The organism is Bradyrhizobium sp. 2TAF36 (assembly GCF_052114925.1).
Lineage (GTDB): Bacteria > Pseudomonadota > Alphaproteobacteria > Rhizobiales > Xanthobacteraceae > Bradyrhizobium > Bradyrhizobium barranii.
On the sequence record NZ_JBFRFR010000010.1, the window covers coordinates 63,817 to 89,677 of the forward strand.

Here is a 25,861-nt window from a genome sequence, read left to right on the forward strand (position 1 = left end):
ACAAAGACGCGTGAGTGAGGTGGGGGGAGTTCCTGATGGCTATTCACCGCAAACGTTTTCGTGTCGAGGAGGCTATTGTCGGCGAGATGCCCAGCCCCGAAATGATTGAGGAGGCTGCGCCGATGCATAACGAGATCATGGCGGAGCTGCGTGCGATCCGCGCACAGATGGCGAAGGGCACCGTGCCCTTGTCCGGCAGCGCGGCCATGGCGGCGATCGACGCCTCCACCGCCCACGAGCTCTCTGAAGCTCGTACCATGCTCGATACCTACCGGGCGCAGATCGAGCAGTGCGAGAAGCTGAAGGTCGAGCTCGACCTCATCCACGACGCCATCGATCGCACCAAGCGCGAGATCGCGACGCTGCACGGCAAGAGCTTCGACGGCGGCGAAATGGCCAAGGTCAATGGCGAGCTCGGCGCGGTCGTCGGCGGCACCGAGCAGGCGACCCAGCAGATCCTCGAAGCCGCCGAATCGATCGACCAGGCGGCCAGCGCGATGTCCAAGGTGCAATCGGCCGATCAGCAGAAGCGGCTCGCCGACGACATCCAGGAACGCGTCATCTCGATCTTCGAAGCCTGCAACTTCCAGGACCTGACCGGCCAGCGCATCAGCAAGGTCATGACCACGATGAAGTTCATCGAGCAGCACATCAATGCGATGATGGAGATCTGGGGCGGCGTCGACGCGATCAAGGCCCATGTGCCCGCGCCGGCCGACACCCGCAGCGAGGACGAAAAGCTCCTCAACGGCCCCAAGCTCGCCGGCGACGTCGGCCACGCCTCGCAGGACGACATCGACGCGCTGTTCGACTGATCGGGCGCGGCATTACGGAAAAACAAAACGCCGGCGAGAGCCGGCGTTTTTTGTTTTTGGAGCATCCCCTCCACTGTCATCGCCCGGCTTGATGTTCAGCCCGGGACATGACCGGGCGATCCAGTATTCCAGAAACTGCGAGGCTAGAACCGAAAAGCCGCGGCGTACTGGATGCCCCGCCTTCGCGGGGCATGACGAAGTAGAGAGACTACGCCCTTGGCGCGCAGCGGACGTAGACCATGTTGCCGTAGCGGGTGGCGGCGTCCTTGTCGATGAAGCGGGTGATCAGGACGCGGCCGTCGAAGGAGACGATCTCGCGGTCCTGCTCGCCGGGGGTGGGCCCCGCCGGGCCGATGTAGTTCTTGCCGCTGGGCGAGCCCTTCAGCCGCAGCTCCTGCGGCGTCGCCTGGTCGGCGAGATGCATGATCACGCCGCCGGAGGAACCGGCGGTGATCACGTAGGGATTCTTGCACTGCGCCCGGGCCGCGGCCTCGGTGCGGGCACGGTCGGCCGGGTTCTGGAACGAGGCGAGACCCCAGCGGCCGACGATCTCGTCGGCGCGGATGCTCGCCGGCATTTCCGGGCCGGTGCCGGGCTCGGCCTCGGGCGGCGGCGAAGACGACGAGAACGACGGCAGGCTCATACCGCCGCCACAGGCGCCAAGCAGCAGCGCCAGGCAGGAGGCGGCCGCCAGATTGGCAACCGTGCGTGCGTGAGCTGACCTGATCATGACATTCCCCCGAGCAAACCGTCCCCCAAATGAGACCCCGACCGCATCCCTCCTGCAGCCAAGCGCAAAACCGCTGTCGGAGCAATGACGTCCTTTATACGCCAGCGCGACCAATATGTTTCTATAGACACGATCCTATATCCGCCTCACCAATCGCTTAACCACCCTTGCTTGACAGGATCGCGGCCAAGCCATATTTCCGGGCGCACTATTAGCACTCGGAAAGCCCGATTGCTAAGCGCGCCGTTCGATCCTCGGCAAGAGGGTGGACGGACGCCGCCCCTACCCACTTCCATTCCTTCCGAAGCGAGCCTCCAAAGGGAAACGTCATGGCTAAATCCAAATTTCGTCCGCTGCATGACCGTGTCGTGGTCAAACGTATCGACGCCGAGGAAAAGACCAAGGGCGGCATCATCATTCCGGACACCGCCAAGGAAAAGCCGTCCCAGGGCGAGGTCGTCGCCGTCGGCCCCGGCGGCCGCGACGAGGCCGGCAAGCTGATCCCGATCGACCTCAAGGTCGGCGACCGCGTGCTGTTCGGCAAGTGGTCGGGCACCGAGGTCAAGATCGACAACGAAGAGCTCCTGATCATGAAGGAGTCGGACATCATGGGCGTCATGGCCTAAAGCCGCCAGCCTGAACAGCCGCTGAATGTCATGCCCGGATCGCGCGATCCGGGCATTCGGTCATTCCGCAAGCGGCAGACACATCACGAAACACGAGGGATTGAAGAAATGGCTGCCAAAGACGTCAAGTTTTCCGGAGACGCGCGCGAACGCATGCTGCGCGGCGTCGACATTCTCGCCAACGCCGTCAAGGTGACGCTCGGTCCGAAGGGCCGCAACGTCGTCATCGAGAAGAGCTTCGGCGCACCCCGCATCACCAAGGACGGCGTCACCGTCGCCAAGGAGATCGAGCTCGAGGACAAGTTCGAGAACATGGGCGCGCAGATGCTGCGCGAAGTCGCCTCCAAAACCAACGACACCGCGGGTGACGGCACCACCACCGCGACCGTGCTGGCCCAGGCCATCGTGCGCGAAGGCGCCAAGGCTGTTGCCGCCGGCATGAACCCGATGGACCTCAAGCGCGGCATCGACACCGCGGTTACGGCTGTCATCAAGGACATCGAGAAGCGCGCCAAGCCGGTCGCCGCCTCCTCCGAGGTCGCCCAGGTCGGCACCATCTCGGCCAACGGCGATGCCGCCATCGGCAAGATGATCGCCCAGGCGATGCAGAAGGTCGGCAACGAGGGCGTCATCACCGTCGAGGAGAACAAGTCGCTCGACACCGAGGTCGACATCGTCGAGGGCATGAAGTTCGACCGCGGCTATCTGTCGCCCTACTTCGTCACCAACCCCGAGAAGATGACCGCCGAGTTCGAGGACGCCTACATCCTCCTGCACGAGAAGAAGCTGTCCGGCCTGCAGGCCATGCTGCCGGTGCTGGAAGCCGTGGTGCAGTCGGGCAAGCCGCTCGTCATCATCGCCGAGGACGTCGAGGGCGAGGCGCTGGCCACCCTGGTCGTCAACCGCCTCCGTGGCGGCCTCAAGGTCGCCGCCGTCAAGGCGCCGGGCTTCGGCGACCGCCGCAAGGCCATGCTCGAGGACCTCGCGATCCTCACCGGCGGCCAGCTCATCTCCGAGGACCTCGGCATGAAGCTCGAGAACGTCACGGTGAAGATGCTCGGTCGTGCCGGCAAGGTCGTGATCGACAAGGAGAACACCACGATCGTCAAGGGCGCCGGCAAGAAGCCGGAGATCGAGGCCCGCGTCGGCCAGATCAAGGCCCAGATCGAGGAGACCACCTCGGACTACGACCGTGAGAAGCTCCAGGAGCGTCTCGCCAAGCTCGCCGGCGGCGTCGCGGTGATCCGCGTCGGCGGCGCGACCGAGATCGAGGTCAAGGAGAAGAAGGACCGCGTCGAGGACGCGCTCAACGCCACCCGCGCCGCGGTGCAGGAAGGCATCGTCCCCGGCGGCGGCGTCGCGCTGCTGCGGGCCAAGAAGGCGGTGGGCCGTCTCACCAACGCCAATGCCGACGTCCAGGCCGGCATCAACATCGTGCTGAAGGCGCTGGAAGCCCCGATCCGCCAGATCTCCGAGAACGCGGGCGTGGAAGGCTCGATCGTGGTCGGCAAGATCCTGGAGAACAAGTCCGAGACCTTCGGCTTCGACGCCCAGAACGAGGACTATGTCGACATGGTCGAGAAGGGCATCATCGATCCCGCCAAGGTGGTCCGCACCGCGCTGCAGGACGCCTCGTCCGTGGCCGGCCTGCTGGTGACCACCGAGGCCATGGTCGCCGAAACGCCGAAGAAGGAAGCTCCGCCCGCCATGCCGGGCGGCGGCGGCATGGGCGGCTTCTAAGCCTCCGTTCCGTTACAATGTTGCGAAGGCCGCCTCCGGGCGGCCTTCTTTTTTGCCGACCCTGCCCCTTCTGCTTTCCAATTCAACCGGCGGCCAAAACCCACTACGGTGGCGCGCCGATTCGATTGCGCGAGGATTCATCGATGCGTGCGCTTCTGGTTTGTTCGACAGCCCTTTTGGCGGCCCTGCTTGCCGTCTCGCCCGATGTCGCATCGGCCCAGATGAAGCTGTCGCCGAAGGCCACGGCGCCGGGCGGGACGGAGACCCGCTATTTCACCTCGATTGACGGCCTGATGGACGGCAATGCCGACGTGATCCTGAAGGAGACGCGGCAGGGCAAGACGGTGACGGCGGCCGTGCTCGACGTCTGCTATCCCGTCGCAAAGAATTCCGACCGCAAGGACCGCTTCGTCGTCAATCTCCAGGTCGCGGGCCAGAACCTGACGGGCACGACCCAGAGCCTCGGCGAGAAGGCGCCCGTCACCGTCAAGCTGCTGCGCAAACAGTCCGGCGACACGTTCGAGTTCCGCGGCCAGATCGCGATCGGCCAGGCCGTGACCGAGGTCACCTCGCCCGACAATTCCGATCTCAGCGAGAAGGAATTTCAGGACAACCAGACCTCCGACGACGGCATCACGCCGCAGCCGAAGGATTTCACCGACGTCTCTCCGGAAGCGATCGCGGTCAAGGTCAAGCTGGATGCGGCGACCGAGTTCCTGAAGAGCCTGAAGGGCCAGGACGTCGAGGTGACGCTGGCGAGCCTGACCGTCGGCTGCGACGCGCTGCGTGCCGGCGAGCAGACCATCAACATGTCGGTCGATCCGGAACGCGCCGGCGCGCTGCTGGCGAAGTTCAAGGCGATGCCCGGCGTCACCGCGGCGGGCTGGACCGCGGGCATGACCGAGATGGACCGCACCATCCGCTTTCCCGCGGCCGACTGGCGCGACGGCGACAAGATCAGCCGGGACAAGCTCGCCTCAGCCGTCGCCGGCGTGATGAGCCGGACGCTTGCGGCAAAGCAGGTCTCGCACAGCTTCAACCCGGCCACCGGCAAGCTCAAGCTCGTCTTCAAGCGGCCGAACCAGGATTTTCCGGCACTCGAGCTCACCGACACGATCGAGGTTGCAGGCCTCATCTCGCCCGACAAGCCCGGCACGACCGACAAACTGATGCTTTGGATCGGCAGCCCCTCGACCACGACCGCCGATGAGAGCAGCGGCGCCAAGCTCAATCTCTCGGACGACGCTTCGGCCGACGAGGAAGGCGATCAGCCCGACGACAACGGCTCGATCGAAGCGCTCGCGAAAGAGCTGAAAGGCCAGCGCTGGGACGCCGACAAGTCGGTGTGGAAGTAGGCGTAGACACCCACTCTCGCCGTCATCGCCCGGCTTGACCGGGCGATCCAGTACTCCGAGACAGTTGTGGTTGAATCGAGAGGCCGCGGCGTACTGGGTGCCCCGGTCAAGCCGGGGCACGACAGCGATCGCGCCTCAATTCCCCGTCGTGCGAAAGCGCAGCGGCTTGGGACCGATCAGTGTCAGTACGTCGCCCTGACGCTTCCAGGTCTCGACGCTGCTGAGCGACGCGACGAGTTCGTCGTCGGCCTGCGCCCTGGCCGGCGGACAGGAACGGTCCTGGATCTGGCCGGGGACGAAGATCACCGTGTTGCCGGCGACCGAGAACTGGCCCTTGCCACCCTTGCACCAGAGCTCCAGCACGACTTCGCCATTGTCGCCGATCTCGATGTTCGGAATCCGCTTCGAGCCCGGCTGCGGCAGGGCCTCCAGCGTCATCTCGGTACCGAACGGAAAACCGTCCTCGGCACGCGCGAGCGTGGACATCGCGAGCATTGCAACCGCCAAACACGCCATCTGCTTGAGCGAAACCATGAGACCTCTCGACCGACCTGATTTGCGGCACGTTCTATAAGACGGCGGCGCTGTTGAGAAGGTTCGCGGAGGCTAAAGCGCGATGAGATTGGGACGAATCGTCATCGCGCTTCAGGTTGTTGTTTGAGCGTGATCTTTTCGGAAAACCGCTTCGCACTTTTCCGGATCATGCTTTAGATGCAAAAATCCCCGCAAGGCAGCGAAGCCCTGCGGGGATTTGCGTTGAAGCGAGGCGTGACCTGCTACTTCAGCACCATCGCCGTGAACGGCCAGACATAGGCCTGCAACGTCACGAACAGGCCGACCAGGGAGGCCAGCACGATCGAGTGCCAGAACACGAAGCGCAGGATCGTGCCCTCATGGCCGTACCAGTTGGTGGCAGTGGAGGCGACGACGATCGATTGCGCGTCGATCATCTTGCCCATCACGCCGCCGGACGAGTTCSCCGCAGCCATCAGGATCGGCGACAGGCCGAGCTGCTCGGACGTAATCTTCTGCAGATTGCCGAACAGCACGTTGGAAGCGGTGTCCGATCCCGTCAGCGCCACGCCCAACCAGCCGAGCAGCGTGCCGAAGAAGGGATAGAGCACGCCGGTTGCGGCAAAGGCGAGGCCGAGCGTTGCGTCGACGCCGGAGAGCCGCGTGAGCGTACCGATCGCGAGCATCGCCGAGATCGTGATCAGCGAGATCGCGCAGAGCCGGATGGTGCGGCCGTATTGGATCAGCAGCCTGCCGGGACCGACACCCATCAGGAAGCCGGAGATGATCGCGGCAATCAGCATGCCCGTGCCGGTGAAGGACAGGTAGGTGAAGCCGAACACCGCGCTCTCTTTGGTCGGCCCTGGCGCGACCGGCGGCATCTTGTTGATCATCTGATGCAGCTCGGGAACGGGATAGTTCCAGGTGAAGATCGAGTTCGCCCAGGTCTTGAAGCCGCCATTGCCCCAGACCAGCATCACGATGCAGACGATGATCCACGGCAGCAGCGCGCTGAACAGCTCGCTCTGCGTCAGCGGCGTCTTGTCGAGCGGCTTGGCCGCAGCCATGGTGGAGGCCGATTCATCGTTCCCGCGCAGCGCCGGCGACAACCAGAGCTGCCTGGGTTGCCACACCTTCAGGAACAGGATCAGCGCGCCCATCGAGATCAGCGACGCCCCGATGTCGACGATCCAGGGATTGATGAAGTTCGAGATCACGAATTGCGGGACCGCGAACGACACGCCGGTGACGAGGATCGCCGGCCAGACGTCCTTCATGCCCTTCCAACCCGCAAACGCCCACACCACCCAGAACGGCACGATCAGAGAGAAGATCGGCAACTGCCGTCCGACCATCGCGCCGAGGATGTAGGGATCAAGCCCGGTGACCGAGGCAAGACCCTGGATCGGCGTGCCCAGCGCGCCAAAAGCGACCGGCGCGGTATTGGCGATCAGCGACAGGCCGGAGGCCGCGAGCGGCGAGAAGCCGAGCCCGATCAGCACGGCGCCCGTGATGGCGACCGGCGTGCCGAAGCCCGAGGCTCCCTCGAAGAACGCGCCGAAGGAGAACGCGATCAGCAGCAATTGCAGCCGCCGGTCCTCGGTGACGCCGCCGACCGCGCGCTTGAGCAGCTCGAAGCGCCCGGTGGTGACCGTCACCTGGTAGAGGAAGATGACGTTGAGAACGATCCAGCCGATCGGGAAGAAGCCGGTCACGATGCCGAGGATCGAGGCGCGGATCGACATGTTCGCCGGCATGGTGAACACGAAGATCGTGATCAGGTTGGCCACGATCACGGCGATGATTGCAGCAATATGGGCCTGGACGCGACCGCTCGCGATCAGGATCAGCAGCGTGACGACGGGTATTGCCGCCGCGATCGTCGACAGCACCGGGCTGTGCAGCGGGTCATAGACTTGATTCCACATGGTCTTCCTCCCCCACGCCTGTTGCGGCAGGCGGCCCGCGTGGACAGCCGAACCTGCTTGACGCTGGAAGCGATAACCCCCGAGCTGGACGCGAATTCCTCGCGAGTGCGGCGGTTCCCGTCCGCTCACAAGCCCGCGAAGTCCCGGAGGCCCCCACCCCGCGCCGTTGTACCCATGCTAGGGTTGCAAGCTGCGACAAGCCAACGCAAATTGATGAACTTGCGACTTTAGTCTAAGCGCTTTCTGCCGTTGCCACAGCCATTTGGCCTATGGCCGTTGTGCACATCCCCTCAGGAGACAGAGCTCTGTGAAGAACATCAGCGCCACGCTCGCGATCGTCTGGCGAATCGCCGTCCCCTATTTCCGCTCGGAGGACAAGTGGGCAGGCTGCGGCCTGCTCGCCGCCGTGATCGCAATCGAGCTGGCGCTGGTCGCGATCGACGTGCTGGTGAACCAGTGGCAGAACCGGTTCTACAGCGCGCTCCAGAACAGCGACTGGGACGCCTTCGTCACGCAGATCTGGATCTTCATCGGCCTCGCCTTCACCGCGATCGCGCTGGCGGTCTACAAGCTGTACCTGAACCAGTGGCTCCAGATCCGCTGGCGGCAGTGGCTCACCCAACACTATCTCCGCGAATGGCTCGACGGCTCCACGCATTACCGCATGCAGCTCAAGGGCGATGCGGCCGACAACCCTGACCAGCGCATCACCGACGACGTCAAGAACTTCGTCGAGCAGACCCTGACGATCGGACTGGGCCTGCTCTCGGCGATCGTGACGCTGTTCTCCTTCGTGATCATCCTCTGGGGCCTGTCCAACGCCGCGCCGCTGCACCTGTTCGGCACCGATCTCATGATCCCCGGCTATTTGTGCTGGGGCGCGTTGATCTACGCGATCTTCGGCACCGCGCTGACGCACTGGATCGGAGCGCCGCTGGTCAATCTCAATTTCGAGCAACAGCGCTATGAGGCCGACTTTCGCTTCAACCTCGTCCGCGTCCGCGAGAATTCCGAGCAGATCGCGCTGCTCAAGGGCGAGGGCGCCGAACGCGGCGGTCTCTTCCGTCGCTTCGGCTTCGTGATCGGCAACTGGTACGCCATCATGAGCCGGACCAAGCGCCTCACCGCGTTCACGGCGAGCTATCAGCAGGCTGCCGTGATCTTTCCCTACGTGCTGGTGGCGCCAGCCTTCTTCGCCAAGAAGATCCAGCTCGGCGACATGATGCAGACGGCATCGGCCTTCTCGAGCGTCCAGGGTGCGCTGTCGTTCTTCGTGGTGGCCTACCGGGCGCTGGCGGAATGGCGCGCGATCGTCGCCCGTCTCGACGGCTTCGAGATGTCGGTGGCCTCGGCCGCACACCCGCCGACGCATGAGCCGACCATCGGCCTTGCACCATCCGGCAGCACGACGGCGATCGCGCTCAAGCAGCTGCTCGTGAAGCTACCGAACGGTGCGCCTCTGGTCGCAGCCGATGCCTTCACGATCCAACCGGCGGAGCGGGTCTTGGTGACCGGGCCGTCGGGCTCCGGCAAGTCGACGCTTTTCCGGGCCATCGCCGGCGTCTGGCCGTTCGGCACCGGCACCATCGCCATACCCGGGAAATCGAAGCTGATGATGCTACCGCAGCGCCCCTACTTCCCGATCGGCCCGCTAGGCGACGCGGTCATCTACCCGGCAGAACATGGCGCCGTCGCACCGGAGAAAATCCGGGACGCACTCATTGCGGTCGGCATGCCGAAGCTGGCCGAGCGACTCGACGAGGACGGTCATTGGAACAGGACGCTCTCGCTCGGCGAGCAGCAGCGCCTGGGGCTCGCGCGCGCCCTCCTGCACGTGCCGGATTATCTGTTCCTCGACGAGGCCACGGCGTCGCTGGACGAACCATCGGAAGCCCGGCTGTACCGGCTGCTGGCGGAGAAGCTGCCGCAGGCCACCATCGTCTCGATCGGCCACCGCTCGACGCTCGACGCCTTCCACACCCGCAAGGTGGCGTTGGTGAAGGACGGCGAGATCCACGTTCTCGGCAAGGACGGCGAGCCGGCCCAGGCGGAGCCGACCGCGGCGAGCTGAGGTGACACAACCAAGCCTGAGGCTAGCCTCGGTAGGACCTTCGTTGCAGCCACCCTTCGAGACGCCGCCTCCGGCGGGCTCTTCAGGATGAGGTCTGTAATCGCGGCAAGATCCTCGACCCTCATGGCGAGGAGCGCCGCCTGGCGGCGCGTGTCGAACCATGCAGGCCGAGCGCTCTCACAGACGAGCCCAAGCCCAAAGCAAAAGGGCGGCAGATTGCTCTGCCGCCCTCGTTAGGTCGTCTCGGGAAGAAACTTACTTCAGGTTGGTCATCGCCGTCAGGTCGACCGAGAGCTTGGCGACGCCGGCCGCGCTGCACCAGTTGGAGCCGAACGCCGTGGCCGCGTTCGCGCCGCCATTGATCGGCGTCACGAAACCGGGGCTGGAGTTGGTGGCCGAGAAGTCGCTGGTGAAGGCGTTGCAGTTACCCTTCGAGAGGTCGGTGTCGTAGTAGCGCAGATCGAGCGTGAACACCTTGTAGGTGAAGCCGACGCCGACGTTCCAGGTGTTGTAGCTCGGCTCCTTGATGCCGTTGGAGTACAGCGGGTCGCCGGCAATGCCGTAGAAGATGTCGGAGGTGCCGAGCCACTGACGGCCGAATTCACCCGACACATACATGCCGACGCCGCTGGCACCGAACGTGGTGCTCGGCGCGGTCCACTTGGCGGTGATCGAGGCGTAGTTACCCCAGGCGCCGAGGTTCAGGAAGTTCGGCGAATAGTACTCGTTGAAGCCAACGACCCACTGGTCGTTGATGTTGAGATTCAGCTTGGCATAGACTTCGTAGAAGCTTGCGTCCTTCTTGGCGAAGTTGCCGTTGATCGGAAGGCCGATCGCGCCCTGCGAATTGTCGAGGCCGGTGCCGCAATTGCCCTGGGCGAGGGTGCCCTGCGAACCGAAGCAGCTTCCGCCCGGATAGAGGTAGCCCCAGATACCGAAGTCGAAGGCGAACATGCCGAAGGTCGGGCGGATACCGCCGTAGATGTCGACTTCAGCCGCGGCGCGGTTCGGGAACGAGATGCTCTCCGCGGACGCACCGACGTAGAGCTGGAGGTCCTTGTTGACGTTGTAGCGCGGCTCGAAATAGGCGGCGACCGACGGGTTGTGGTTCGACTGAGTAACGCCGCGGAAGATGTAATCGCTCATGATGCCGGCGCCGAAGGCGACATCCCAGGGGTCAAAGGCGGGCGGCGGCGGGGCCTTCAGAGCCTTGACCGGCATGTCTGCCGCGAAAGCCGAACCCGTCACCATTGCCAGCGCCGTTGCCAACAAAGCCACTTTTTTCATTTCGATCCCCATCACCAGTTCTACCCAGTCGGTTTCCCGGAAGCCCCCCGGGCGTACGACGTGTCTGCAAAATTTCGTTACCGCGACAATCTGGATGGGAGGATGCGAACCGTGAAGCAAAAATCACGAGCATCTGCCGACTTTTTAGGCGTTCTGACGATTCTACAGAAGGTTGTCCGCCTGTGTTGCTTCTCGATCACATTATTTTCATTCCAAAGTGCACAGAGCCGCCCGGATTAATACGGGAGCCGCCGGTGCAGTGGTGCCTGTGCCACGAATCGGACTGACGCGAGAAACGACAACCGGGCGGCGACCATTGTGCCGATGCAAAAAGGCCGCAGCATCACCGCYGCGGCCTTCCTGTTGTCGGTCGTTGTCGTCGGGATGGACCCAGCCTTGGCCCTCACCTTGGACCTGACTTGGACCCTAACCGTGGGAGCCCCTCGGGGCCTAACCCTGCCCTTCGGCCGGCGTCGGCTCCGCAGAAGACGAAGGCATCGCCCAGCTTGTCTCGGCGGCGGGCTCCGGAGCCGGAGCCGCCACCGGCGCTGAGGGCTTCGGCGCAGGAGCTGCCTTCGCCTTCTTCGGCGCCGCTTTCTTTGCGGCCTTCTTCGGTGCAGCCGGCTTGGCAGCCTTCTTGGCCGACTTCTTCGCAGCCTTCTTGGCGGCCTTCTTCGGGGCGGCCTTCCTGGCAGATTTCTTCGCAGACTTCTTGGCAGACTTTTTCGCGGACTTCTTGGCTGCCCTCTTCGCGGTCTTCTTCGCCGCTACAGCCTTCTTGGCCTTTTTGGCCTTCTTGCTTTTTTTCTTCTTCGCTTTCGCCATCGTGGTCCTCCTGTTGCCGCCGAACAATGGTCGATCGGGCGTCTTCAGCCGTCACCTCCGGACGAAGGCTAGCTCGAGGCATTCAATGCCGGCCGCGACCCGCCCGTAGCCCAATCGAGAAGCTCAATCGTGTGTACGACCGGAACTGACGTGCCACTGGCAATCTGCACCATGCAGCCGATATTGCCCGCGGCAATCATGTCCGGCTTGACGCTTGCGATGTTGGCGACCTTGCGGTCGCGCAACCGGCCCGCAAGCTCGGGCTGGAGAATGTTGTAGGTCCCCGCCGAGCCGCAACACAAATGGCTCTCCGGCACATCTTTCACCACGAATCCATTCTTGGAAAGCAATTCTTTCGGAAGGCCCGTGATTTTCTGCCCGTGCTGCAACGAACACGCGGAGTGATAGGCGACGACGATATTGTCCTGTCGCGTAGTGGTCGCGAGCTCGAGGCCGGCAACGAATTCGGTGATGTCCTTGGCGAGCGTGGACACCTGCGCTGCATCGGCGGCAAACGCCGTGTCCTCGCGCAGGAGATAGCCGTAGTCCTTGATCACCGTGCCGCAGCCGGAGGCCGTCACCAGGATGGCGTCGAGCCCCTCGCCGGCCGCTTCCTTTCGCCACGCCGCGACGTTGGCGCGGGCCCGCGCCAACGCATCCTGGTCGTTGCCCAGATGGTGGGTCAGCGCGCCGCAGCACTGCTCGTCCCGGACCAGGACAACCTCGATGCCGTGGCGGGTGAGGAGGCTGATGGCGGCCTGGTTGATGCGCGGCGCCAGCACCTGCTGGGCACAGCCTTGCAGCAGCGCGACCCGGCCGCGCTTCTTGCCGAGTGCCGCGAATACGCTGCCGGGGAGCGGGCCGGGCGACGGCAGACGGTTCGGCGCCAGCGCCAGCATCGCCTTGAGGCGCTGGATCAGGCCGGGCGTCGCCGACGGCCGCGGCGTCGGCAGGAATACGGCAAGCGGACGGGCGAGGCGCGCCAGCCACATGCTGGTGCGGAAGAGCTGCGGATTCGGCAGGACAAAGGCCAGCACCTGGCGCAACAGCCGCTCGGTCAGCGGCCGCTGATAGCGCTGCTCGATCCTGACCCGGGCCTGGTCGACGAGGTGCATGTAGTTCACCCCCGAGGGGCAGGTCGTCATGCAGGACAGACACGACAGGCAGCGGTCGACATGCTTGACCACCTCGGCCGTCGGGGTCTGGTCCTTCTCCAGCATCTCCTTGATCAGGTAGATGCGGCCGCGCGGGCTATCGAGCTCGTCGCCGAGCAGCACATAGGTCGGACAGGTTGCAGTGCAGAAGCCGCAATGGACGCAGGCGCGCAGGATCTTGTCGGCTTCCGCGATGTCGGGGTCGGCGAGCTGCGCCAGTGAGAATTCGGTCTTCATGCCGCAGCGCCCCGCGTCAGCCGCCCCCGGTTGAGAATGGTTTTCGGATCGAAACTGGCGCGGACCCGATCGCTCAGCGCGGCAATGCCGGGCGCCTGCGGATGGAATACGTCGACACCGCGCCTGACGTCCTCGGCCGCCCGGATCAGCGTGGCGTGCCCGCCCACAGCATCCGCACGCTGGCGCACGGCCGGGGCATGCGCGTCAGCCTTCGGCGGCAGCGCGGCCCAGATCAGGCCGCCGCCCCAATCGTAGATGATGTCGCCGCCGGTCTCGCGCGCCAGCTGGGTCCCGAGCACCGCGCCGGAAGCCGGCGGACAAACGATCCGCCACACCGGCCAGGCCCCAACTGCACCGCCGGCCGCGAACGGCAGGACGTCGCGGATCGTGGCCCACAATGCGGCGGAGGCCACATCCTCGACCAGCGTCGCGGTTCCGAACGGCGCCAGCAATTCGCGCAGCGAGCCGGCGCGGTGCGCGGCGGACGCCGTGATGCCCTCGAGCCGCAGCACGGTTAGCGCTTCGCCCTGGCTGGCGATGTCGCCCAGCCCGTCGGTCTTCGCCCGGAAGGCCGATTTCGGCAGATGCGCGGCGGCGGAGACGTCGAAGGGCGAGCCGAGCGCCGCGGTCATCGCCTTGTTGGCGACGGCATCGTCGAGCCCGCGCAGCAGCAGCGTCCGCTCCGCTTCGGGCTTCGGCATCACCTTGAGCGTCACCTCGGTCATTACCGACAGCGTGCCCCAGGACCCCGCCAGCAGCTTGCAGAGGTCGTAGCCGGTGACGTTCTTCACCACCTTGCCGCCGGTCTTGAAGCTGTCGCCGAAACCGGAGACGGCGTGCGCCCCGAGCAGGTGATCGCGCGCCCCGCCCGCCTTGATCCGCCGCGGACCGGCGAGACCGGCCGCGATCATGCCGCCGATGGTACCCAACGCGGGCGTGCCGAGCAGCGGCGCGGTGTTCATCGGCTCGAAGGCGAATTGCTGGTTCTTGGCGTCGATCAGCGACAGCACGTCGGCCAGCGGGGCGCCGGCCTGGAGCGTGACGATCAGCTCGTTGGGTTCGTAGGAGGTGACGGCATTCAGCGCGGAGAGGTCGAGCACGGCGTTGGTCGCCATTGTGTGGCCAATGCTGCGCTTGCTGCCATGACCGATGATCTCGAGCGGCTGCTCGTTGGCAATCGCCGCGCGCACCACCTCTTCGACGTCTTTGGCGTCTCTGACCCTGAGCGTATCCACGGGAAAAGGCGGTAGCGAAATTCGCCGCCAAAATCAAATGCGGCGTGACGCCGGCGATCAGCGCCGGTGCAGTCGGGGATCCGGCACGGGCGACCACGACGCTTCGATCATGATCGAAGCGTTCACGACATCGACACTTCGACCAGCGGCGAACCAAAGCCGGCAGGCCCTCGCTACAAGCTTGCGCCGATCGCGATCGAGGCCAACCGATGGAGACAAGCATGCGATCGACACATCAGCGGCTGGTGCCGCGCGTCCACGAAGCGTTCAGCCGCAGGTCGGTGATCCGGGCCTTCGGAGCCGTCCTGGCGATCTATCTCTCGCCATGGGCGGCGGCGTCATCTCAAGCCCAGCAGCAAGGAGCAAGGACCATGAACCACTATGCCACGCAGAAATCCCTCAGCGACGCCGTCGACGGCGGCGGCCTGCTCGTCGTCGCGCAATGGGAGGCCAAGCCCGGCGAGGCCGACAAGGTCGCCGCGATCCTCGACCGCTTCCTGCCGGAGGCGCAGCGCGAGGAGGGCGTCAAGCTGTTCCTGATCTCGCGCGCCAGGGACAATCCGGCCCAGTTCCTGTTCTACGAGCTGTTCCGCGACGAGGCCGCGTTCAAAGCGCACCAGGAGAGCGCGCATTTCAAGACCTGCATCGCCGGCGAAGCCCTGCCGCTGCTGGCGAAGCGCGAACGGGCTCAATACGCACTCATGTAAACACCAGCTCGTATGCCGCGGTTCGATCTGGACCGCGGCATACGACTATATGATCGCGCGCAGCGGCGATCTGCGCAGGATCAGTGCCGAGACGGCCAAGCTGCCGATCGCGGCCAACATGGTCAGCAGGAGCGCCTTCGTGAGTGCGAAGAGCGGCAGTGCGTGCAGAAGCAGGGCAAAGCCGACCAGGATCGGCGGATGGATCAGGTAGACGCCGAAGGCGTTGTCCGAGAGCCATTTGGCGACCGGCCCTTGCGCGTCGAAATAGCGGCGGTAGACGGCCAGCATCAAGAGACCCATGCCGACGCAGACCAGCGCCTCCCACAGGCACTTCCCGGCACTGACGACGTTGAAGCCGCCTGCATAGAGCGCGGTGTCCCCCTGCAGGCCTCCCCCGAACAGCACGAGCGCTGCAAACAGCGGCACAGAGAGCGACAGCGCGAGCAGTCCCCAGCGGATACAGGAGCGCTCGGCAAGCCCAACCATCCAATTGCTGCGATAGCCGACGGCGCCGGCTGCGAACATGAGAGCGTATTGCGGAGATCGCCGGGGTGAACGTTGAGCACGGAGGTATCGGCGTGGATGGCGATGCGAACGGCGAAGGTGAACGCCGCCATGGCCGCAACGAACAGAACAATCCCCGTGCCGCACAGCGCAACCTCGGGCTCCCGCCATCCGGTCTGGCGGATCAGGCCATAGAGGAGCGAGACCAGCAGCAGCACCGCGCAAAACCACATCGGTCCCGTCTCGGAAAGCCATTCGCCGTCCATCAGATGGGTCAGCCATTGATGGCCGAAACCGCCCTTGCCCCAAGTCCATGACAGAAAATACTGCGTCAGCGGGCCGATCACCAACATGTAGAGCAAAGTCGGCAAGCCGAGCCTGATCAGCCGATCACGCGCAAATTTCGAAAGTCCTTTCCGATCGAAGGCGCCGACGGCGAAATAGCCGGCGATGAAGAACAGCGCGGCCATGAAGAAGGCCTGGAGGAAGCTCTGATAGATGCCGAAGAAGAGGGCCGTGCCGAAGCCGGTCTCCCGCCGGTCGACATAGTACCAATTGCCGAACGGACTGTAGGTGTCGGCTGCGTGCATGCTCAGCACGAGAATGATCATCGACCAGCGGATGTTGTCGATGAACAGCAGGCGCGACTTCGCCAGCGGCCTGCCCGGCGCTTCTTTCGTCACACTGATCCGAACGTCCGCCATGTCGCCGCCATGCCGGGTATCGACCGTCAGAACCGCGGAATGTCCGGAAACGCCACCTTCCCGGYGTGCACATGCATGCGGCCGAGCTCGGCGCAGCGATGCAGGGTCGGAAACACCTTTCCGGGATTGAGCAGGCCCTGCGCGTCAAAAGCGCATTTCAGGCGCTGCTGCTGGTTGAGGTCGATCTCGGTGAACATCTCCGGCATCAGGTCGCGCTTCTCGATGCCGACGCCGTGCTCGCCGGTGAGCACGCCGCCGAACTCGACGCAGGCGCGCAGGATGTCGGCGCCGAAGGCCTCGGCGCGCTCGATCTCGCCGGGCTTGTTGGCATCGTAGAGGATCAGCGGATGCAGATTGCCGTCGCCGGCGTGGAACACATTGGCGCAGCCGAGCTGGTACTTTTCCGACAGTTCGCGGATGCGGGCGAGCGCCTTCGGCAGCGCGCCGCGCGGGATCGTGCCGTCCATGCAGAGATAATCGGGCGAGATGCGGCCAACGGCCGGAAACGCCGCTTTGCGGCCGGCCCAGAACAAATTGCGCTCGGCCTCGGAGGTCGAGATCTGGCAGGTGGTCGAGCCGCAAGCATTCGCAATGGTCTCGACGCGCGTGATCAGCTCGTCGACCTCGATCTTGGGACCGTCGAGCTCGATGATGAGCAGCGCTTCGACGTCGAGCGGATAGCCGGCATGAACGAAGGCCTCGGCGGCGTGGATCGCCGGCTTGTCCATCATCTCCATGCCGCCGGGAATGATGCCGGCGCCGATGATGCGCGCCACGCATTCGCCGGCCGCCTCAACCTGCGCGAAGCCGACCATCAGCGCCCGCGCCGTCTCCGGCTTTTGCAGGATGCGCACCGTGATCTCGGTGATGACCCCGAGCAGACCTTCCGAGCCGGTGATGACGCCCATCAGGTCGTAGCCGGTGTTCTCCGCCGACTTGCCGCCGATGCGCAGGATCTCGCCGCTCATCAGGACAATCTCGCAACCGAGCACGTTGTTGGTGGTCATGCCGTATTTCAGGCAGTGCACGCCGCCGGAATTCTCCGCGACATTGCCGCCGATCGAGCAGGCGATCTGCGAGGACGGATCGGGGGCGTAGTAGAAGCCGGCATGCGCGACCGCCTGGCTGATGGCGAGATTGGTGACGCCGGGCTCGGTGACGACGACGCGGTTGTCGAAATCGATCTCGCGGATCCGCTTGAACTTGCCGAGCCCGAGCAGCACGCCATCTTCCAGCGGCAGCGCGCCCCCGGACAGCGAAGTGCCGGAGCCGCGCGGAACCACCTTGATCCCCTGCCCGGCACAATATTTCAGGACGAGCGAGACCTGCTCGGTGGTGTCGGGCAGCACCACGACCATCGGCGGCTGCCGATAGGCCGTCAGCCCGTCGGATTCGTAGGCCCGCATCTCGGAGGCGCTGTCGATCACGCCCTCGCCGGGCACGATTGCGCGCAATGCAGCCACGATCTCAGCGCGGCGCGCCAGCACGGCCTGGTCGCTCGCGGGCATCATGATGGCCATAACATATCCTTCCGACTCGTAGCCCACGATCAAATTATCGCGGCAAATCAACCACGTCCGCGCCTGTTTGGGTAGGCCATCCGAAAGTCGGAGCGGCCATCTTCGGCGAGTTCGCTCTGGGACAAGTAGGGCAGCATGAAACCTGTCATGGTTTCGCGGCTTGTCCAAGCCGGGCGGGCCTGCCAAAACCGGCGGGTCCGTCGTTTGCCGACCAGGCAAGACCGACCAGCCTAGACCCACCAGGGAAGAGACGAAGAGCACCCGATGACAAAACTGACTTTTGGCGCACTGATGATCCTCACCGTGACTGCCACCGCACCCGCCGCGATGGCGCAGGATGTTGCGGCCGGCAAATCGTCGTTCAACAAATGCCTGGCCTGCCACGCCATCGGCGAAGGCGCCAAGAACAAGGTCGGCCCCGAGCTCAACGGCCTCAACGGCCGCAAGTCAGGCACCGCACCGGACTACAATTATTCGGATGCGAACAAGAATTCCGGCATCACCTGGGATGAAGCCACGTTCAAGGAATACATCAAGGACCCCAAGGCCAAGATCCCCGGCACCAAGATGGCGTTCGCGGGCATCAAGAACGAGAACGAGATCAACAATCTCTGGGCCTTCGTCGCGCAGTTCGACAAGGACGGGAAAATCAAGCAGTAAGCGCGTGAACGGCGGCCGCCCGAGCTTCGGTTCTGATTGAGTCAGAACCGAAGCTCGGGCTTCTTGTTTCGACGCGTTTTCTTCACGCGAACCGGTATCCACTTCGCTCGAAAACGCCTTAATCGGCGGCCGCCTGCGCAGGGACGATTTTCCCGATCATCGTCTCGATTTCCGTCTTCACCAGATCCGGCACAGCGTTCTGCACCATGTGGCCGAGATCGGGCAGCACGATCAGCTTTGCACCCGGCACCATCGCGGCGAAGGGACGCGCGTGGATGGCGGTCTTCACCGTCTTGTCGGGCTCGCCGGCGATGATCGTGACCGGCGCCTTGATCTCGCCATAACGCGCAGCCTGCGCCGTCACCGCTTCCTTCAGCGTCACCAAATCATAGGCATTGGCGATGAACTCGCGCGGGCGCAGCAGCAGCGGCGTCGCGGAGTCCTGCACGAAACCATCCGGCATGGTCTGCGGCAGGAAGACGCTGCGCGCGCCGGCCTCGGCAACGAAATACCCCATCGGCAGCGTGATGGTATAGGCGAGCAGCCGGCCGATCACCGGCGTTGCGATGATCTCGTTGTAGCGGCCGACGCCGCCGCGCCAGGGATGGGTCACCGGCGCCAGCATGACGAGACCGGCGACGCGGCCGGGATGATCGAGCGCGATCCGCGCGCCGAGCGCACCGCTCCAGGAATGCACGACGAAGACCGCGCGATCGATCCCGAGCTTACGAAGCGCCTCGTCAATCATCCGGGCCTGGATCTCTGGCGTCGAATCCTGCCGCCGCATCCGCGTGCTCCAGCCGTGACCGGGACGGTCGATCAGGATGACGCGATGGTCTTTGGCAAGGAGGTCGCCGAGCGGACGCCGCATCGCTTCGAGATTGGAGCTCGCGCCGTGCAGCATCACGATCGGCATGCCTGAACCGCGCGGACCGATATCGACGACGTGAAGCACAGCGCCGTCGACCTCGACCATCCGGCCCTGGGGCGGAAAGGCGCGTTGCACGGCGAGGACGCCGGCCTGCGTGGCCAGCGCCAGCAGAACCAGCGCGGTCACGACTGACATCACAATCATGGGGAGAATCCGGGCGATCCAGGGCACCTGGCAGTTACGAGACTAGCGGGCGGCAGTTTCGCGCCGTGAGATCCCGCGCTCCACTTGAAATGCCGGGGCTGTGGATATGTGCATAATTCCAGCAGGAAAAAACGCAATAAAATCAATGGAATTCCTCGCAGCGCGCAAGCCTCGGGCCAGCTTCATGCAGTCGTCATCGCGGCTTCCATATAATCGCCACGGTCGGTTCCGCCATCTAGGCGCGGGTGGGCGCCGATCCTCCTCGCAAACTCCAAGGGGATGCGGGAAAGGCCGGCAGGATTTGTCCTGATTTGAACCGGAGAATGTCGATGAGCTTCAGATCCAAAGACACTGCGATCGACGAGATCGTGGCGAGCTGCAACGGTGACCTGCGCGGTGCAGTGCGGGCACTGCTTCTGATCAACGAGCATCTCGAGACGGAGCTTGCAAAGGCTTACGCCGCGGCCGCCGATCACGGCCTTGTCGAGCGCGCCGGTAGCGTCCTGCACTAAGTGCAGGCTAGTTCGTTCCGTCCTCGTCCTTTTCCTCGTCGGGTGTGACCGCAGGGCAGGCGCGGATCGTCGAACGGGCAAGCTTGGCATCGGCCCTGGATTTGTAGGGACCGTCGCCGAACCAGATGTCGCCGATGATCACGGGATTGCTGGTTACGATGTTGCATTTGCCGGTGGCGCGATTGCCGACCACCCAGAACAAGCCGTCGGCGAGGCTCACCGAGCCCGACGCGAGCAGCAATACACCTGCAAAGATCAAACGCTTCATGGCCGTGCTCCTGCCATGCAGGTAGGCCTGCGCGCGCTTCAACAATACCCCTGAGAACGCCGCACGTGTGATCGTGGTTAATCCGCGCACGCTGCAATCACTCGGGAAATGATCAACTTGTCCGCTAGATGTCGCGGCCTTCGACCTTCTCGGTCAGCGCCTTGACCTGCTCGGGGATCTTCTCGAGGTGCGGATTGACGGCCAGCGCCTTGCGGTAGGCCTCGAGCGCACGTTTCTCGTCACCGACCTCCTGCATGATCATGCCGAGGCCTGCGAGTGCGCCGAAATGGCGAGGCTCCCGGATCAACACCTCGCGGATGTCGGCAAGCGAGCGGCCGTAGTCATTCTGCATGTAGTAGAGCGTGGCGCGCCGGTTCCAGGCCTCGATGTAGTCGGGCCTGAGCTTGATGACCGAATCCAGCAGCTTGATCGCGATGTCGATCTTCTGCGCGTCGACCGCGGTCTTGGCCCGCGCCATCAACAGCGATGCGGTGTCGCTCGGGGTCTGGATCCAGATCGCCCAGATCYGCGCCTCGACATGCTTGGCGCTGGCCTCGTCGGGCGCGGCCTTGAGCGCGCCGAACAGGAAATCGAGATTCTTGCTGCGGTCGACCTTGGGCAGCTTGGCCGGCGCCTCCGGCAGCTTCTTCTGTTCCTTGCCGGGAGGGGCAGGCAGCTCTTTCTGCGCCAGGGCTGGCGTGGCGCCCAGCACAAGGGCCAGACACAGGGTGCGTGCGAAAGGGAAGCTCACTGCCAGGAATCTCACTGCCATGCGCAAAGTCTAAACGCGCAAAGCCGCCCTTGCAAAGCAAAGGCGGCGTCAAACTCGTGTGAGCCGTGGTCTTGCGGGGCGCGCGGAGGCGACCGCGAGGGCAATATCAGCCCTGGCGAGCCTTGAAGCGGCGCTGCACCTTGTTGATCACATAGACTCGGCCCTTGCGGCGGACCAGGCGGTTGGCGCGATGGCGACCGCGCAGCGATTTCAGCGAGTTACGGACCTTCATGGCAGAATCCTGAACGTTCGAAAGGCCGTGTTCGGCACTACCGTTTCGGCACGCGCGAATGTGGCAAAATGAGATCTTTCCCGCTGGCGGACCGACCGCCCGGGACGGGGCGGTTCTTAAGGCATGGGAGGACCGGATGTCAATGTTAACTGCCCGGTTCCGGGCCAGCAAATTCTGGAAAACAACCCCATGCAAAGTAGAAAGCAAAGTAGAAACGGCCGGATCGGCCCGATCTACGCATTTGTCGACTAGGGGCTTCGCTTCGACGACGTGCCTTGCCAAATTCGTTATATCATATAATCAATTCGTCAACCCGTCGGGAGGAAACCAATGCCGAAGCTGAAGCTGCCCAACATCGACGATGTCGTCGCCATCGACATCCACACCCACGCCGAGGAGCCCTGCGGCACCCATCCCGACGACGGCTATGACGATTTCCAGGCGCAGATGGCGGACTACTTCAAGTCGCCGCACAAGCATCCGCCGACCGTGCCGGAGACCGCGGCCTACTACCGCTCCAAGAACATCGCCGCGGTGATCTTTCCGGTCGATGCCGAGCGCGAGACCGGCTTCCGCCGCTACAAAAATGAGGAGATGCTGGAGATCGCCTCCGACCATCTCGACGTCCTCATTCCCTTCGTCTCGATCGACCCGCACAAGGGCAAGCTCGGTGTGCGCGAGGCGCGCAAGCTGATCGAGGAATACGGCGTGCGCGGCTTCAAATTCCATCCGACCATGCAGGGCTTCTACGCCAACGACCGCATGGCCTATCCGCTCTACGAAGAGATCAACAATGGCGGCGCGATCGCGCTATTCCACACCGGCCAGACCGGCGTCGGCTCGGGCATGCCCGGCGGGATGGGCATGCGGCTGAAATATTCGAACCCGATGTACATGGACGACGTCGCGGCAGATTTCCCCGACCTCAAGATCATCCTCGCCCATCCCTCCTTCCCCTGGCAGGAGGAAGCGCTGTCGGTCGCGACCCACAAGCCGAACGTCTACATCGACCTCTCGGGCTGGTCGCCAAAGTATTTCCCGCCGATCCTGGTGCGCTACATCAACTCGATCCTTCAGGACAAGATGCTGTTCGGCTCGGACTGGCCGGTGATCACGCCGGACCGCTGGCTGTCGGACTTCGCCAAGATCGAGATCCGCGACGAGATCCGGCCGAAGGTACTGAAGGCCAACGCGCGCAGGCTGCTGGGGATCTAGCCGCGTACTCATCGCCACGGCGCATTGAGGGCTTCGACCGGTTGCCGAAGCCCTCACGCTCAGGCGCTCAAGGCCTCGCTGAGGCGGGCAAGGCGGCCCTAAAACTCCAGCTTGTCGCGTATAGCGTCGATTCCGGCCCTGGCGCAGGCTTCGTCAGCATCACCGCCGGGCGCCCCAGACACACCGACGGCTCCGACCAGTGAACCGCCCGCTTCGACAATCAATCCGCCACCTATAATGACCGTGCCGGGGAGATTGCGGATACCGGCCTGCAGCATGCCAGGTTGGCTGACGGCATTCAGTTCGGTGGTGCTGGTACGGAATGTTGCTGCGGTCCACGCCTTGCCCGAGGCCGTTGAAACGGTGTGAGCACCTGCGAACCTGTCACGAAGGATCACCTGTGTCCCCCCGAAGCGATCGACGACCGCGACGGCGACCTGGTACCCGCGTGATCGGCAATCACCAAGCGATGCCCGGGCCAGATCAAGCGCCAGCTCGGGACTCAGGGATTTGTAGGTCGCGAGCGGCTCCTGCGCCATTGCCGGGTGCGCGAGCATCAACAGGACGGTGGCCGCAAGCAGGGTTCGAGCGAGCATGGTTTCTCCGACGTGAGAGGGTCGACGCCGATGTTAACCTAGTTCAGCGCACCGTATGTCAGGTCGTCGAATACGGTGACACTGTCGGCCTTGGTCCACAAGCCGATCATGCCGGCGTCCCTGATCGATTCGTCCTCGACCTCGAACATCGGCTTGCCGTCATACGTCACCTTGAATAGCTTTCCCGCGAATTCGCAACGTAGGGAATGCCATTGACCTGACGGCACCGATACCTTGACGCCATAGCCGCCTTTCCGGCCGACAATATCGAGCGCGCTGCGAACACCCTTGATCGTCTTGTAGAGCACAACATTGTCTTCAAGCGCGTTGGCCCGCACGACATAGTAATTGTCGGCATCCTTTGCGCGCCAGACAATACCGGCCGCACGATCCTCGGAGCCTGCGATCGCCTTGAACTTGACCTCGACGAACCCGTCCAGGATGCTGGTGCCGCTCCTGAGCGCCACTGGAAACGTCGCCTGACCGGATTGTTTCAGGACGTTCGGCTTGCTTGGCGCCGTCGACTCCACCTCGACCGTCCATTTGGGCTGGCCACGACCCGTCATCGTCAGCGTCCAGCCTTCGGGCGCTGCGCCGGTTGCTGCGTTGTCAAAATTTACAGTTTCTGCCATCGCGTTTCCTTCAACCAACAATAGGAACAACGCCGCCCCTAAGAGCGCTACGCTCGTTTTTTGCACGACGTCTAAGCTTCCCGCCTGTATTGATCGTACAGTGTTGCAGCGTTGTCCCATTTGATCGCTTCCATGTAGATGTCGACATACTTCGCGGCCGCCGCGCCATAATCCATGTGATAAGCGTGCTCATACATGTCGAGCACCAGTACTGGGCGTCCGCCGGCCAGCGTCGTCGTGTGGTCGGCGGCCCACTGATTGACCAGCCGCTTGTCGCGCGGCGAGTAAGAAAGAATCACCCAGCCGGAGCCGCCGCCTTCGGCCTTGCCCACGGCGGAGAACTCCGCGCGCCACCGCTCCATGCTGCCGAAATCGCGCGCGATCGCGTCGGCAAGTGGTGTGCTCGGCTTGCCGGCACCGCCGAGCCCGTCGAAATAGATTTCGTGGAGGATCATCGAGTTTGACGCGACGAGTTCCTCGCGCTTCAGGCCGTTGATGACGAAGTTCGGAGCTTTCGCGAAGTCGAGCTCGGCGAGTTGCGTTCCGATCGCGTTGAGTCGCTTTACGGCACCGACATAGTTGTTCTCGTAGTGGCTGACGAGCACCTTCTCCGAGATGCCGGCAATGGATTTCGGATCGAACGGCATCGGCTTGGGCTGGTATGTCATTGGCCTGGCTCCTGTTGGCTGATTGGCTTGCGCAAGGGCTTGCGTCCCCGCGAGTATTGCGGTCGATGCCGCGGCGGCCCCCACGCACCTGATGAAGTCTCGGCGGTCGGTATTCGTCGTCATGGAGCCCTCCACGTCATCGTCGTCCCCGACTTGCCCCGTGTGCTCGCTAGCTCTTGGTGCTCGCCGTCTTGTCGAGTGCGCAAATAGACCGCGCGGTCCTTGTCGATACGGACATCGACGAGGGTCGGCGCGCTGGCGGCACCAATTGACGGGACAATTTCTCTGATGAGATCGAGATGAAAGAAGACATGCGGCGTCCTTGGTGACCAGGACGCGATACTTGGGCATGTCGCCTCGCGGGGAGATCGCAAATCCCCGTACCCTGAATTAAACGCCTGCCGGCGGCAGTGTCAATCTGCTGCGCGAGGTCGACGGGGTGACGATTGTTTGAAGAAGGTTCCGACCTTGTCGAGTACCGGGCCGTTTCGGTATTGTCCGTGCGCCACCGCAAAGTCCCAAAGGAGCGAGCCATGAGCATCAAGGCCGTCGTCTTCGACGCTTACGGAACGCTCTACGACATCCAGTCCGTCGCAGAGATCACCGAGGATGCTTTTCCGGGCTATGGCGAGATCATCACGCAGGTCTGGCGGATCAAGCAGCTCGAATACACCTGGTTGCGCTCGCTGATGCGGCGCTACCAGGATTTTGCCGCCGTCACGCGCGACTCGCTCGCCTATACGCTGCGCCTGCTCGGCCTCGCCTATGAAGGCGAAGCGTTCGAGCGGGTGATCGAGAAATATCTGGATCTCGATCTCTATCCGGATGCAGCCGCCGCGCTTGCGGCGCTGAAGCCGCGAAAACTCGCCATCCTCTCGAATGGCAGTCCGGACATGCTGAATGCGCTCGTGCGCAATTCCGGGCTCGACCGTCTGCTCGATGCCACCATCAGCGTGGATGCGAAGAAGGTCTTCAAGCCGTCTCCAGAGGCCTACACGCTGATCGGCGAGGTGTTCGGCACCAGGCCGGATGAGGTTCTGTTCGTCTCGTCCAATCCCTGGGATGTCGCGGGCGCGAAGTCGTTCGGACTGAACGTCGCCTGGATCGAACGTGTGACGCCCGAGGCGATGGCGCTGGCTTGCGTCGAGAACGAACTCGTGGCACCGCTGACGATGTATAAGGCGATCCGGACCCAGATGGACGAGCTAGGGTTCGCGCCGGATCATCGTGTCCGCGCGCTCTCGGAACTGCCAACGGTCGCCTAAGCATCGCCGCCCGCC

Annotated in this window: 26 protein-coding genes and 1 pseudogene; 10 read left to right on the forward strand and 17 right to left on the reverse strand. The window is 63.8% G+C overall.

The window, feature by feature from the left end; genetic code table 11:
• Positions 1 to 35 precede the first annotated feature (35 nt).
• Positions 36 to 815, forward strand: coding sequence for a protein phosphatase CheZ (locus AB4Z51_RS07280; RefSeq protein ID WP_028157918.1), 780 nt, complete (start codon positions 36 to 38; stop codon positions 813 to 815).
• Between the two features lie 208 nt (positions 816 to 1,023).
• Here AB4Z51_RS07280 and AB4Z51_RS07285 read toward each other — a convergent pair whose 3' ends face one another.
• Positions 1,024 to 1,545 carry a hypothetical protein gene (locus tag AB4Z51_RS07285; RefSeq protein WP_063985626.1) on the reverse strand — a complete coding sequence of 174 codons (522 nt, stop codon included), beginning with the start codon at positions 1,543 to 1,545 and terminating at the stop codon, positions 1,024 to 1,026.
• Between the two features lie 329 nt (positions 1,546 to 1,874).
• Here AB4Z51_RS07285 and AB4Z51_RS07290 point away from each other — a divergent pair, with 329 nt between their 5' ends.
• The 3 genes from AB4Z51_RS07290 to AB4Z51_RS07300 all read left to right on the forward strand — a co-directional run bounded on the left by AB4Z51_RS07290 (position 1,875) and on the right by AB4Z51_RS07300 (position 5,266).
• The gene (locus AB4Z51_RS07290; protein ID WP_014491914.1) at positions 1,875 to 2,171 is read left to right on the forward strand and encodes a co-chaperone GroES; all 297 of its coding nucleotides are present in this window, start codon (positions 1,875 to 1,877) and stop codon (positions 2,169 to 2,171) included.
• A 108-nt stretch (positions 2,172 to 2,279) separates the two neighbouring features.
• Positions 2,280 to 3,911, forward strand: coding sequence for a chaperonin GroEL (gene groL / locus AB4Z51_RS07295; protein WP_071909505.1), 1,632 nt, complete (start codon positions 2,280 to 2,282; stop codon positions 3,909 to 3,911).
• A 143-nt stretch (positions 3,912 to 4,054) separates the two neighbouring features.
• A complete protein-coding gene (locus tag AB4Z51_RS07300) occupies positions 4,055 to 5,266 on the forward strand; it encodes a hypothetical protein (protein WP_135214806.1) in 1,212 nt (403 codons plus the stop codon).
• 135 nt (positions 5,267 to 5,401) lie between these two features.
• Here the strand turns inward: AB4Z51_RS07300 and AB4Z51_RS07305 are convergent, their stop codons facing one another.
• Together AB4Z51_RS07305 and AB4Z51_RS07310 are read right to left on the reverse strand one after the other, a co-directional pair.
• Positions 5,402 to 5,800: an META domain-containing protein gene (locus AB4Z51_RS07305; protein ID WP_063985629.1), complete on the reverse strand. Its 399-nt coding sequence runs from the start codon at positions 5,798 to 5,800 to the stop codon at positions 5,402 to 5,404.
• A 242-nt stretch (positions 5,801 to 6,042) separates the two neighbouring features.
• Positions 6,043 to 7,707, reverse strand: coding sequence for an L-lactate permease (locus AB4Z51_RS07310; protein WP_441497196.1), 1,665 nt, complete (start codon positions 7,705 to 7,707; stop codon positions 6,043 to 6,045).
• A gap of 307 nt (positions 7,708 to 8,014) precedes the next feature.
• On the opposite strand from AB4Z51_RS07310, the gene AB4Z51_RS07315 reads away from it, so the two are divergent.
• On the forward strand, positions 8,015 to 9,778 hold the full coding sequence (locus tag AB4Z51_RS07315) for an ABC transporter ATP-binding protein/permease (RefSeq protein ID WP_085403379.1): 1,764 nt from the start codon (positions 8,015 to 8,017) through the stop codon (positions 9,776 to 9,778).
• A 255-nt stretch (positions 9,779 to 10,033) separates the two neighbouring features.
• Here the strand turns inward: AB4Z51_RS07315 and AB4Z51_RS07320 are convergent, their stop codons facing one another.
• The 4 genes from AB4Z51_RS07320 to AB4Z51_RS07335 form a co-directional block, all read right to left on the reverse strand.
• Complete coding sequence (locus tag AB4Z51_RS07320; RefSeq protein ID WP_071909500.1) at positions 10,034 to 11,065, reverse strand: TorF family putative porin; 1,032 nt, start codon at positions 11,063 to 11,065, stop codon at positions 10,034 to 10,036.
• Between the two features lie 450 nt (positions 11,066 to 11,515).
• Entirely contained in the window at positions 11,516 to 11,890 is a 375-nt protein-coding gene (locus tag AB4Z51_RS07325; protein ID WP_071909499.1) for a histone, read from the reverse strand.
• Positions 11,891 to 11,958: 68 nt separating this feature from the next.
• Positions 11,959 to 13,281, reverse strand: a complete 1,323-nt coding sequence (glcF, locus tag AB4Z51_RS07330; protein WP_085403380.1) for a glycolate oxidase subunit GlcF — start codon at positions 13,279 to 13,281, stop codon at positions 11,959 to 11,961.
• Positions 13,278 to 14,516: an FAD-binding protein gene (locus AB4Z51_RS07335; RefSeq protein ID WP_085403381.1), complete on the reverse strand. Its 1,239-nt coding sequence runs from the start codon at positions 14,514 to 14,516 to the stop codon at positions 13,278 to 13,280. Before AB4Z51_RS07335 ends, glcF begins: the two co-directional genes overlap by 4 nt.
• Positions 14,517 to 14,737: 221 nt before the next feature.
• Between AB4Z51_RS07335 and AB4Z51_RS07340 the strand changes: the two genes are divergently transcribed.
• The gene (locus AB4Z51_RS07340) at positions 14,738 to 15,223 is read left to right on the forward strand and encodes a putative quinol monooxygenase (protein ID WP_094184315.1); all 486 of its coding nucleotides are present in this window, start codon (positions 14,738 to 14,740) and stop codon (positions 15,221 to 15,223) included.
• 45 nt (positions 15,224 to 15,268) lie between these two features.
• On the opposite strand, the gene AB4Z51_RS07345 is transcribed toward AB4Z51_RS07340, so the two are convergent.
• From AB4Z51_RS07345 to AB4Z51_RS07355, 3 genes and pseudogenes are all read right to left on the reverse strand, one after another.
• Positions 15,269 to 15,898, reverse strand: coding sequence for an acyltransferase family protein (locus AB4Z51_RS07345; RefSeq protein WP_441497224.1), 630 nt, complete (start codon positions 15,896 to 15,898; stop codon positions 15,269 to 15,271).
• A pseudogene (locus tag AB4Z51_RS07350) lies at positions 15,838 to 16,431 on the reverse strand (acyltransferase family protein); the annotation flags it as partial. The pseudogene AB4Z51_RS07350 and the gene AB4Z51_RS07345, both read right to left, overlap by 61 nt.
• A 26-nt stretch (positions 16,432 to 16,457) precedes the next feature.
• On the reverse strand, positions 16,458 to 17,951 hold the full coding sequence (locus AB4Z51_RS07355) for an FAD-linked oxidase C-terminal domain-containing protein (protein ID WP_441497197.1): 1,494 nt from the start codon (positions 17,949 to 17,951) through the stop codon (positions 16,458 to 16,460).
• A gap of 264 nt (positions 17,952 to 18,215) precedes the next feature.
• On the opposite strand from AB4Z51_RS07355, the gene cycA reads away from it, so the two are divergent.
• Entirely contained in the window at positions 18,216 to 18,611 is a 396-nt protein-coding gene (cycA, locus tag AB4Z51_RS07360) for a cytochrome c-550 CycA (protein ID WP_014491900.1), read from the forward strand.
• 118 nt (positions 18,612 to 18,729) lie between these two features.
• Here cycA and AB4Z51_RS07365 read toward each other — a convergent pair whose 3' ends face one another.
• Positions 18,730 to 19,686, reverse strand: a complete 957-nt coding sequence (locus tag AB4Z51_RS07365; RefSeq protein WP_085403384.1) for an alpha/beta fold hydrolase — start codon at positions 19,684 to 19,686, stop codon at positions 18,730 to 18,732.
• Between the two features lie 329 nt (positions 19,687 to 20,015).
• On the opposite strand from AB4Z51_RS07365, the gene AB4Z51_RS07370 reads away from it, so the two are divergent.
• A complete protein-coding gene (locus AB4Z51_RS07370; RefSeq protein WP_063986707.1) occupies positions 20,016 to 20,198 on the forward strand; it encodes a hypothetical protein in 183 nt (60 codons plus the stop codon).
• 7 nt (positions 20,199 to 20,205) lie between these two features.
• Here the strand turns inward: AB4Z51_RS07370 and AB4Z51_RS07375 are convergent, their stop codons facing one another.
• From AB4Z51_RS07375 to ykgO, 3 genes are all read right to left on the reverse strand, one after another.
• Positions 20,206 to 20,466, reverse strand: coding sequence for a hypothetical protein (locus AB4Z51_RS07375; protein WP_028147974.1), 261 nt, complete (start codon positions 20,464 to 20,466; stop codon positions 20,206 to 20,208).
• A 124-nt stretch (positions 20,467 to 20,590) separates the two neighbouring features.
• Positions 20,591 to 21,238 carry a tetratricopeptide repeat protein gene (locus AB4Z51_RS07380; protein WP_441497198.1) on the reverse strand — a complete coding sequence of 216 codons (648 nt, stop codon included), beginning with the start codon at positions 21,236 to 21,238 and terminating at the stop codon, positions 20,591 to 20,593.
• 106 nt (positions 21,239 to 21,344) lie between these two features.
• Positions 21,345 to 21,470 carry a type B 50S ribosomal protein L36 gene (gene ykgO, locus AB4Z51_RS07385; protein ID WP_006611362.1) on the reverse strand — a complete coding sequence of 42 codons (126 nt, stop codon included), beginning with the start codon at positions 21,468 to 21,470 and terminating at the stop codon, positions 21,345 to 21,347.
• A 330-nt stretch (positions 21,471 to 21,800) separates the two neighbouring features.
• Here ykgO and AB4Z51_RS07390 point away from each other — a divergent pair, with 330 nt between their 5' ends.
• Positions 21,801 to 22,685 carry an amidohydrolase family protein gene (locus tag AB4Z51_RS07390; RefSeq protein WP_028147972.1) on the forward strand — a complete coding sequence of 295 codons (885 nt, stop codon included), beginning with the start codon at positions 21,801 to 21,803 and terminating at the stop codon, positions 22,683 to 22,685.
• A 98-nt stretch (positions 22,686 to 22,783) separates the two neighbouring features.
• Here the strand turns inward: AB4Z51_RS07390 and AB4Z51_RS07395 are convergent, their stop codons facing one another.
• The 3 genes from AB4Z51_RS07395 to AB4Z51_RS07405 all read right to left on the reverse strand — a co-directional run bounded on the left by AB4Z51_RS07395 (position 22,784) and on the right by AB4Z51_RS07405 (position 24,581).
• The gene (locus tag AB4Z51_RS07395) at positions 22,784 to 23,281 is read right to left on the reverse strand and encodes a GlcG/HbpS family heme-binding protein (RefSeq protein ID WP_085403385.1); all 498 of its coding nucleotides are present in this window, start codon (positions 23,279 to 23,281) and stop codon (positions 22,784 to 22,786) included.
• 38 nt (positions 23,282 to 23,319) lie between these two features.
• Positions 23,320 to 23,913, reverse strand: coding sequence for a hypothetical protein (locus AB4Z51_RS07400; protein ID WP_085403386.1), 594 nt, complete (start codon positions 23,911 to 23,913; stop codon positions 23,320 to 23,322).
• 71 nt (positions 23,914 to 23,984) lie between these two features.
• Positions 23,985 to 24,581: a superoxide dismutase gene (locus tag AB4Z51_RS07405; protein WP_441497199.1), complete on the reverse strand. Its 597-nt coding sequence runs from the start codon at positions 24,579 to 24,581 to the stop codon at positions 23,985 to 23,987.
• A 533-nt stretch (positions 24,582 to 25,114) separates the two neighbouring features.
• On the opposite strand from AB4Z51_RS07405, the gene AB4Z51_RS07410 reads away from it, so the two are divergent.
• Positions 25,115 to 25,846 carry a haloacid dehalogenase type II gene (locus tag AB4Z51_RS07410; RefSeq protein ID WP_085403387.1) on the forward strand — a complete coding sequence of 244 codons (732 nt, stop codon included), beginning with the start codon at positions 25,115 to 25,117 and terminating at the stop codon, positions 25,844 to 25,846.
• Positions 25,847 to 25,861: the final 15 nt, after the last annotated feature.

Bases quoted from the DNA above. Each gene is read 5' to 3' on its own strand.
- groL (WP_071909505.1), top strand. From the start codon at position 2,280: ATGGCTGCCAAAGACGTCAAGTTTTCCGGAGACGCGCGCGAACGCATG.
- AB4Z51_RS07390 (WP_028147972.1), top strand. From the start codon at position 21,801: ATGCCGAAGCTGAAGCTGCCCAACATCGACGATGTCGTCGCCATCGAC.
- AB4Z51_RS07300 (WP_135214806.1), top strand. From the start codon at position 4,055: ATGCGTGCGCTTCTGGTTTGTTCGACAGCCCTTTTGGCGGCCCTGCTT.
- AB4Z51_RS07325 (WP_071909499.1), bottom strand. From the start codon at position 11,890: ATGGCGAAAGCGAAGAAGAAAAAAAGCAAGAAGGCCAAAAAGGCCAAG.
- ykgO (WP_006611362.1), bottom strand. From the start codon at position 21,470: ATGAAGGTCCGTAACTCGCTGAAATCGCTGCGCGGTCGCCATCGCGCC.
- AB4Z51_RS07320 (WP_071909500.1), bottom strand. From the start codon at position 11,065: ATGAAAAAAGTGGCTTTGTTGGCAACGGCGCTGGCAATGGTGACGGGT.
- AB4Z51_RS07365 (WP_085403384.1), bottom strand. From the start codon at position 19,686: ATGATTGTGATGTCAGTCGTGACCGCGCTGGTTCTGCTGGCGCTGGCC.
- AB4Z51_RS07305 (WP_063985629.1), bottom strand. From the start codon at position 5,800: ATGGTTTCGCTCAAGCAGATGGCGTGTTTGGCGGTTGCAATGCTCGCG.
- glcF (WP_085403380.1), bottom strand. From the start codon at position 13,281: ATGAAGACCGAATTCTCACTGGCGCAGCTCGCCGACCCCGACATCGCG.
- AB4Z51_RS07345 (WP_441497224.1), bottom strand. From the start codon at position 15,898: ATGGCGGGAGCCCGAGGTTGCGCTGTGCGGCACGGGGATTGTTCTGTT.
- AB4Z51_RS07290 (WP_014491914.1), top strand. From the start codon at position 1,875: ATGGCTAAATCCAAATTTCGTCCGCTGCATGACCGTGTCGTGGTCAAA.
- AB4Z51_RS07405 (WP_441497199.1), bottom strand. From the start codon at position 24,581: ATGACATACCAGCCCAAGCCGATGCCGTTCGATCCGAAATCCATTGCC.
- AB4Z51_RS07340 (WP_094184315.1), top strand. From the start codon at position 14,738: ATGCGATCGACACATCAGCGGCTGGTGCCGCGCGTCCACGAAGCGTTC.
- AB4Z51_RS07280 (WP_028157918.1), top strand. From the start codon at position 36: ATGGCTATTCACCGCAAACGTTTTCGTGTCGAGGAGGCTATTGTCGGC.
- AB4Z51_RS07395 (WP_085403385.1), bottom strand. From the start codon at position 23,281: ATGCTCGCTCGAACCCTGCTTGCGGCCACCGTCCTGTTGATGCTCGCG.
- cycA (WP_014491900.1), top strand. From the start codon at position 18,216: ATGACAAAACTGACTTTTGGCGCACTGATGATCCTCACCGTGACTGCC.
- AB4Z51_RS07285 (WP_063985626.1), bottom strand. From the start codon at position 1,545: ATGATCAGGTCAGCTCACGCACGCACGGTTGCCAATCTGGCGGCCGCC.
- AB4Z51_RS07370 (WP_063986707.1), top strand. From the start codon at position 20,016: ATGAGCTTCAGATCCAAAGACACTGCGATCGACGAGATCGTGGCGAGC.
- AB4Z51_RS07410 (WP_085403387.1), top strand. From the start codon at position 25,115: ATGAGCATCAAGGCCGTCGTCTTCGACGCTTACGGAACGCTCTACGAC.
- AB4Z51_RS07400 (WP_085403386.1), bottom strand. From the start codon at position 23,913: ATGGCAGAAACTGTAAATTTTGACAACGCAGCAACCGGCGCAGCGCCC.
- AB4Z51_RS07375 (WP_028147974.1), bottom strand. From the start codon at position 20,466: ATGAAGCGTTTGATCTTTGCAGGTGTATTGCTGCTCGCGTCGGGCTCG.